This is a genomic window from Streptomyces sp. NPDC060028, assembly GCF_042736725.1.
Classification (GTDB): domain Bacteria; phylum Actinomycetota; class Actinomycetes; order Streptomycetales; family Streptomycetaceae; genus Streptomyces.
In genome coordinates this window covers 78,166-85,806 of sequence record NZ_JBHWVJ010000030.1, presented here as the reverse complement: position 1 = coordinate 85,806, position 7,641 = coordinate 78,166, and the positions used below count along the sequence as shown (strand labels likewise).

The window sequence follows — 7,641 nt, the reverse complement described above, 5'->3', positions numbered from 1 at the left end:
GGGCGGGCGGGGCGGCTGTTTTGCGGGTTACGCGCCCGGGGGGCCCTCGCGCTACACCCACGCCCGGCCCGGCCGCCCGGGGGTGTCGGCCCCCGGGCGGTCGCGCGATCTCGCCGGCGGGGTGGTGGCGTCAGCCGCCCAGCTCCTGGTGGCGGGCCGTCAGCGCGGCCGCGCCCTGCCCCGTCAGGGAGCCGTGCAGCCGCAGGCGGGAGAAGCCGCCGTCCGGGAAGATGTCGATCCGCACGTGCGTGCCGACCGCCGGGGCGTCCAGCACGAAGCGGTGGTTGGTGTCGGGCTGCAGGCGGGTGCGCGGCAGGAGCTCCGTCCACTCGCCCTCCTCGCCCGTCTTGACGGACAGCGAGGCCCAGCCGGCCGAGTTGCCCTTGAGGTAGGCGGTGTCGATCTCGACGGCGCGGATCTCGGACTCGGCGACGAGCTGGTAGCGGATCCAGTCGTTGCCGTTGTCGCGGCGGCGGGCGGTCTCCCAGCCGTCGTCCATCTTGCGGGAGCGGCCCGGGTTGATGGTGTTGGTCGGCGGGGAGTAGAAGCGGTTGGACGCGTCCTCGACCGAGCCGCCGTTCTCCAGCGCGACGACGTCGAAGGTGCCGAGCGCGGCGAGCCACTCCGGGTCGGGGCGGACCTCGCCGTAGACGCGCAGGCGGGCGACGCCGCCGTCCGGGTGCTGGTTCAGGCGCAGGTGCGTGAAGCGCTGCTCGACGCTGACCTCGAAGCCGTTGGCCGCGTGGCCGCCGACGGGGGTGCGCTCGACGAGGGTCGTCCACTTCACGTCGTCGGAGAGGAGCTCCTGCGCGGTCGGGGAGCCCTCGACCGAGGCGCCCTGGACCGATACGGCCTGCGGCATGTTGCCGCGGAAGTGGGCGGTGTCGACGACGATGCCGCGGATGACGCCGGGGGCGCCGAGCCGGATCAGGGCGTAGTCGTGGTCCTCGGGGGTGGGCCAGGGCTGCGTGGCGGAGATGCCGCGGCGTCTGCGGGTCTCCCAGCCGTCCATGACCTTGCCCTTGTGGCCGAAGTGCTCGGGGTCGAAGTGCGCGGCCTCGGCGATGAGCAGGTTCTCGCGCTCGGCGAAGAACTCGTCGTTGGCGGCGATGACACCGGCGCCCAGCTCACGGGCGGCGAGGTTCGCGTACTGGGTGAACGGGAAGTCCGCGGTGCGGTAGTCCGCGTACGGGTCGCCGCCCCCGTACGGGTTCGCGTTGCCGGTGAAGGATTCAATCGCCACTGTCAGTTCTGCCTTTCGAGAAGTCGGCCCGTGGGCTCGGTCGGGGTGCCGTGGTCGGCGATCTGCGTACCGCGCAGCCAGGTGGACTTCACGACGCCGTGCAGGGTCTTGCCCGCGTACGCCGTGACCCGGTTGCGGTGGTGCAGCTCCGCGGGGTCCACGGTGAAGGTCTCTTCGGGGGCGAGGACGGCGAAGTCGGCGTCGCGGCCGGCCTCGATCGCGCCCTTCTGCGCCAGGCCGGCGAGGGCGGCCGGGGCGGCGGACATCCAGCGGACGACCTCTTCGAGGGAGCGTCCGCGCTTCTTCGCCTCGGTCCAGATCGCCGGGAGGCCCAGCTGGAGGGAGGAGATGCCGCCCCAGGCGGTGGCGAAGTCGCCGGTCTTCAGGTCCGCGGTGGAGGGCGAGTGGTCGGAGACGATGCAGTCGATGGTGCCGTCGGCGAGGGCGTCCCAGAGCAGGTCCTGGTTGGCGGCCTCGCGGATGGGCGGGCAGCACTTGAACTCGGTGGCGCCGTCCGGGACTTCCTCGGCGGTCAGGGTGAGGAAGTGCGGGCAGGACTCGACGGTGATCTGGACGCCCTCGGCCTTGGCCGCGGCGATCAGGGGCAGCGCGTCGCAGGACGACAGGTGCAGGACGTGCACGCGGGCGCCTAGCCGCCTGGCCTGGTCGATCAGGTTCTGGATCGCGGTGTTCTCCGCGTCCTTGGGGCGGGAGGCGAGGAAGTCCGCGTACTTGGGGCCCGGGTTCTGCGGGGCCGACTCCAGGTGGTGCGGGTCCTCTGCGTGCACGATCATCAGGCCGCCGAAGCCGGTGATCTCCGCGAGGGAGGCGGCCAGTTGGTCCTGGTCGAGCTCGGGGAACTCCTCCACGCCCGAGGGCGACAGGAAGCACTTGAAGCCGAAGACGCCGGCGTCGTGCAGCGGGCGCAGGTCCTTGACGTTGTCCGGCAGGGCGCCGCCCCAGAAGCCGATGTCCACGTGCGCCTTGGTGCGGGCGACCTCCTGCTTGACGCGCAGGTTGCCGGTCGTGGTGGTCGGCGGCAGGGAGTTGAGCGGCATGTCGAGGATCGTGGTGATGCCTCCGGCCGCGGCGGCGCGGGTGGCCGTCCAGAAGCCTTCCCACTCGGTGCGGCCCGGGTCGTTCACGTGGACGTGGGTGTCGACCAGGCCGGGGAGGAGCACGTCGTCCCCGAGGTCCTCCAGCCGGGCTCCGGCCGGCACCTCGGCCTCGTACGGCAGCACGGCCGCGATCTTCCCGCCGGCGACGGCCACCGAAGCGGCGCGCGTCCCCTCGGGGGTGATGACGCGCGTCGAGCGCAGTACCAGTTCCACAGCCAGGTCGGACACCGGAACCTCCCCATCTACTTCCACAGAGCGAAATTCAACGTTCTGTTGACGGAGTCTTCCCCCGGATCCGGGGCCAGTCAAGAGTGCCCGGACGGACCACTGACGCACCCTCCCCGCAATTGGATGTTTCCACAGGATGGAATTAAGATTTCGCTCTACAGAATGTAGCTACCACCACCGGATGCCGGACGGCCGCGTTCCCGAGGCCGTCCGCTGCCGGACAAACCGCCTCTGACCGGCCCAGACGGCGGTCCCCGGCTCTAGGGCCGACGCCGACCGACCGGTAGGCTGCTTCCTTGCCTGCCAGCACCGAAAGGACCGCGCCCGTGCCGACGTCCAGCGCCAGCACCACCGACGCTTCCGATAAGCCCACCGCCGCCAGCGGTGGCGTCCAGTCCCTTGAGCGCGCCTTCGATCTGCTCGAACGCATGGCCGATGCCGGGGGCGAAGTCGGACTCAGCGAGCTCTCCGCGGCCAGCGGCCTGCCGCTGCCGACCATCCACCGGCTCATGCGCACCCTCGTGGCATGCGGCTACGTCCGCCAGCAGCCCAACCGACGCTACTCCCTCGGCCCCCGGCTGATCCGCCTCGGCGAGTCCGCGGCGCGCCTGCTGGGCACCTGGGCCCGCCCCTACCTGGCCCGCCTGGTCGAGGAGACCGGCGAGACGGCGAACATGGCCCTGCTCGACGGGGACGAGATCGTCTACGTCGCCCAAGTGCCGTCCAAGCACTCCATGCGCATGTTCACCGAGGTCGGCCGCCGCGTGCTGCCGCACTCCACCGGTGTGGGCAAGGCCCTGCTCGCCTACACCCCCGCGGACGAGGTACGGGCCCTGCTCGCGCGCACCGGGATGCCGGCCGCGACCGAGAAGACCATCACCACGCCCGAGGGCTTCCTGGAGGCCCTGGAGCAGGTCCGCAAGGCCGGCTACGCGGTCGACGACAACGAGCAGGAGATAGGGGTTCGCTGCCTCGCCGTGTCGGTGCCGAACTCGCCGACCGCCGCCGCGATCTCCATCTCGGGCCCGGCGGGCCGGGTGACCGAGGCCCTGACCGAATCCATCGTGCCGATCCTCCAGGGCATCGCGGCCGAGCTGTCGGTGGCTCTGCAGAGCCAGAACCCGGCGTAGGGACCCCCGACGGAACGCGGAAGGCCCCGGCGCCCCTCCAGGGGGGTGCCGGGGCCTTCGTGCGCAGGTCAGGCCGTCGTGACGGCCTCGGTCAGGCGGCCGTCCGTCATGGTCACCGTCCGGTCCATGCGGTCGAGGTGGGCGTGGTCGTGCGTGACCAGGACGGTGGCCGTGGAGCGGCCCCGGGTGAGGTTGACGAGCAGGTCGAGCACCGCCGCGCCCCGCTCGTGATCGAGGGCGCTGGTGGGTTCGTCGACCAGCAGCACCGCCGGCTCGTTCATCAGGGCGCGGGCGATGTTGACGCGCTGGCGCTGCCCGCCGGAGAGCTGGTGGGGTCGCCTGTCGGCCTTGTCGGCCAGACCCACCGCGTCCAGCAGTTCCAGGGCCCGGCGGCGCAGGGCCCCCGTGGGGCGGCCGGAGAGGTGCGCCATCACCTGGAGCTGCTCGGCGGCCGTGAGGGAGGCCAGCAGGTTCGGCTGCTGGAAGACGATGCCGATCTTCTCGCGGCGCAGGGCCGACTTCTCGGCGGCGTCGAGCTTCGCGGTGTCCAGCCCCGCGACGACCACCCGCCCGGCCTCAGGGGTGACCAGCGTGGAGGCGACCGCCAGCAGGCTGGACTTGCCGGACCCGGAGGGCCCGATCACCGCCGTCAGCGTGCCCGCGGGCACCTCCAGGCACACGGAGTCGAGCGCGGTCAGCCGGCCGTCGCCGTCCGGGTAGGTGAGCGTGACGTCGTGGACGAGCAGGGTCATCGGACGCTCCCGAGGGCGGTCAGCGGGTCTACGGCGGTGATGCGCCGGATGGACAGGGCCGCGCCCAGCGCACCGAGCGCGATCATGATCGCGGCGGGCACCAGCACGGTGGCGGCGTCGAGGACGAAGGGCACGTCGCCGCCGCTGATCAGGGCGCCGACGGCGGCCGCGAGCCCGGTGCCGACGCCGGTGCCGATCGTCAGCATCACCACGGCCTGTCCGAGGGCGTCCTTGAGGAGGTAGCCGGTGGAGGCACCGAGTGCCTTCAGGACGGCGATGTCCCCGCTGCGCTGGATCGTCCACACCGTGAAGAAGGCCCCTATGACCAGGGCGGAGATGGCGAAGAGGAAGCCCCGCATCAGTTGCAGCGAGCCGTTCTCCGCCTGGTAGGACCCTATGGCGCCGAGCGCCTCGTCCACCGTCTGCGCCTTGGTGCCCGCGGCGTCGTCCGCGGCGCCGAGGTCCACACCGCTGCCGGAGACGGCGACGACGGTGGCGAGGGTGTCGACGGAGGTGCCGGGGTTGCCGATGTGCTGCCAGTCGCCCAGGTCCATCCAGACGACCGGGGTGTGGCTGTAGGCGGCGGTGCCGGAGACGGCGGCCACGGTCAGTTCGAGCGTGCCGATCTTGAGCTTGGCGCCGGCGGTGAGGCCGCCGAGCTCCTTGGCGGCCTTCTCGGTGAGGACGACCGAGCCCCGGGCGAGGCCGGTGCCCCGCGGGCCGAGCTTCCCCGCGGGGTCCACGCCGAAGACGGAGACGGCCGCGGCGCGCTCCCCCGCGAGGGCGTTGGTCGTACGGATGCCGAGCGGCTCCGCGGACTGCACCCCGGGCTCCTGCCGCCAGGACCGCCAGGCCTTCTCGGACACCTGGGAGTTGGTGAAGGACACCTCCTGGTCCCCGGTGGGCGCGGCGAAGGCGAGGTGGGTGGCGGGCAGGCCGGTGATGGCCGAGATGTTCTCCCGGGCCAGGCCGGAGGTGAGCCCGGACAGCAGGCCGACCAGCAGCGTGATCAGCAGTACGACCGAGCCCATGAGGGCGAAGCGGCCCTTGGCGAACCGTAGATCTCTCCATGCGACGAACATGTTCCCCACCCTGGTCCTGCGCGTGGGCCCGGGGCATCGCGCCACGGTAGCGATCCTGGTATCGAAAGGCGCACGCGCACATCGAACTTTCGGTTGACCGGGGGCCGTGGTGACGCGCTTAGGCTGGTCGGGCCATGGTTGCTCCGGACTCCCCCCTCGCCCCGCCCCTCGCCCCGCGCCCCGACTCGCGGCCCGACTCGCGCGCCGACTCGGGCGCCGACTCGCGCCCCGCCGCCTCCCGCACGCTGACGCCCGTCTCGCGCATGCTGCGGCTGTGCCTGCACGCGCTGCTGTTCGGGCTGCTCGCGCTGGCCGCCGGCCGGGCCGTCGCCGACGCCGCGCCCCGGTACGGGTGGGTGGTCGCCGTGTGCGCGGTGCTGGCCGCCGTGTACCTGGCCGGGGTGCTGGCCCCCGTGGTGCACGGCTCGCCACGCGCCGGGGCGGTGTGGCTCGCCGGACTCGGCGCGGCCTGGGCCGCGCTGCTGGTGGTCTCCCCCGACGGGCTGTGGATCGCCTTCCCCCTGTACTTCCTGGAGCTGCACCTGCTGCGGCTGCGCTGGGGGGTCACCGCCGTCGCCGCGACGGCCTGCGCGGCCATCGGCGGCTTCCTCGCCCACACCAGCGCCGTGACGCCCGGAGCCTTCCTCGGGCCGCTGCTCGGCGGCGCCGTGGCCGTGGCGACCGTACTGGGCTACCAGGCGCTGTACCGGGAGAGCGAGCGGCGGCGCGAGCTGATCGAGGAGCTCATCACCACGCGGGCCGAGCTGGCCGCGGCCGAGCGGGGCGCCGGGATCCTGGCCGAGCGCGAGCGCCTGGCCCGGGAGATCCACGACACCCTGGCCCAGGGGCTGTCCTCCATCCAGCTCCTACTGCGGGCGGCCGAGCGGGCGCTGCCGCCCGGCGCTCCCGCGTTGGAGCACATCGGCCGGGCCCGGGAGGCCGCCCAGGAGAACCTCGCCGAGGCACGCCGTTTCGTACGGGCCCTCACCCCGCCCGATCTGGAGCACGGGTCGCTCGCCGCCGCCCTGGAGCGGCTGTGCGCGGCGGCGCCCGGGCCGCGCGTGCGCTTCTGCCTGAGCGGCCCGCCGCGGGTGCTGCCCACCCCGTACGAGGTGGCCCTGCTGCGGATCGCGCAGTCGGCGCTGGCCAATGTGGTGCGCCACGCCCGGGCGGGACGCGCCGAGATCACCCTGACCTTCATGGACACCTCGGTCACGCTGGACATCGTGGACGACGGGACCGGCTTCGACCCCGGGTCGGCGCCGTCCGGCGACGGCGGCGGCTTCGGGCTGCCGGCGATGCGTTCGCGGGCCCAGACGCTGGGCGGGCTGTTCACCGTCGAGTCCGCCCCTGGCCAGGGCACCGCCGTGGCCGTCACCCTGCCGCTGCCCCTGGAGGCCCCCTGATGACGATCCGGCTGCTGCTCGCCGACGACCACCCGGTGGTGCGGGCCGGGCTGCGCGCGGTACTGGACACGGAACCGGACTTCGCGGTGGTCGCCGAGGCGGCCACCGCGGAGCGGGCGGTGGAACTGGCCGCCTCCGAACCGGTGGACGTGGTCCTGATGGACCTGCAGTTCGGCTCCGGGATGCACGGTTCGGCGGCCACCCGCCTGATCACCGCCTCGGAGCGGGCCCCCCGGGTGCTGGTCCTGACCACGTACGACACGGACGCGGACATCCTGGCCGCGGTGGAGGCGGGCGCCTCGGGCTACCTGCTCAAGGACGCCCCGCCGGAGGAGCTGGCGGCGGCGGTCCGCACGGCGGCCGCGGGCCAGTCGGCGCTGGCCCCGGCGGTGGCGCTGCGCCTGATGGACCGGATGCGGACGCCCGCGGAGGCGCTCACGAAGCGGGAGCTGGAGGTGCTGCAGCTGGTCGCGGACGGCCTGTCGAACCAGCAGATCTCCAAGAAGCTGTTCCTGAGCCAGGCCACGGTCAAGTCCCACCTGGTCCACATCTACGCCAAGCTCGGCGTCGACTCCCGCACCTCGGCGGTGGCCGCGGCCGCCACCCGCCGACTGATCCGCACGCCGTGAGAGATGCCGTGCGCGCGGCCCCTGCGCCCCGGTATGGCCCGAATATCGCTTCT

General features: G+C 73.1%; 7 protein-coding genes. 3 read left to right on the top strand and 4 right to left on the bottom strand.

Going from position 1 to position 7,641, the window contains the following annotated elements:
* Nucleotides 1-130: 130 nt before the first annotated feature.
* Complete coding sequence (gene alc, locus ACFWBF_RS17440) at nt 131-1,243, bottom strand: allantoicase (protein ID WP_385601975.1); 1,113 nt, start codon at nt 1,241-1,243, stop codon at nt 131-133.
* Nucleotides 1,244-1,245: 2 nt separating this feature from the next.
* The gene (gene allB / locus ACFWBF_RS17435; protein ID WP_385601989.1) at nt 1,246-2,580 is read right to left on the bottom strand and encodes an allantoinase AllB; all 1,335 of its coding nucleotides are present in this window, start codon (nt 2,578-2,580) and stop codon (nt 1,246-1,248) included.
* Nucleotides 2,581-2,915: 335 nt separating this feature from the next.
* Between allB and ACFWBF_RS17430 the strand changes: the two genes are divergently transcribed.
* Nucleotides 2,916-3,719, top strand: a complete 804-nt coding sequence (locus ACFWBF_RS17430; RefSeq protein WP_385601972.1) for an IclR family transcriptional regulator — start codon at nt 2,916-2,918, stop codon at nt 3,717-3,719.
* A 68-nt stretch (nt 3,720-3,787) separates the two neighbouring features.
* On the opposite strand, the gene ACFWBF_RS17425 is transcribed toward ACFWBF_RS17430, so the two are convergent.
* The gene (locus ACFWBF_RS17425; RefSeq protein WP_385601968.1) at nt 3,788-4,471 is read right to left on the bottom strand and encodes an ABC transporter ATP-binding protein; all 684 of its coding nucleotides are present in this window, start codon (nt 4,469-4,471) and stop codon (nt 3,788-3,790) included.
* Nucleotides 4,468-5,553, bottom strand: coding sequence for an ABC transporter permease (locus ACFWBF_RS17420; RefSeq protein WP_385601965.1), 1,086 nt, complete (start codon nt 5,551-5,553; stop codon nt 4,468-4,470). Before ACFWBF_RS17420 ends, ACFWBF_RS17425 begins: the two co-directional genes overlap by 4 nt.
* A 263-nt stretch (nt 5,554-5,816) precedes the next feature.
* On the opposite strand from ACFWBF_RS17420, the gene ACFWBF_RS17415 reads away from it, so the two are divergent.
* Nucleotides 5,817-6,959, top strand: a complete 1,143-nt coding sequence (locus ACFWBF_RS17415; protein WP_385601986.1) for a sensor histidine kinase — start codon at nt 5,817-5,819, stop codon at nt 6,957-6,959.
* Nucleotides 6,959-7,588, top strand: coding sequence for a response regulator (locus tag ACFWBF_RS17410; protein WP_385601962.1), 630 nt, complete (start codon nt 6,959-6,961; stop codon nt 7,586-7,588). The genes ACFWBF_RS17415 and ACFWBF_RS17410 overlap by 1 nt, the downstream gene beginning before the upstream one ends.
* Nucleotides 7,589-7,641: the final 53 nt, after the last annotated feature.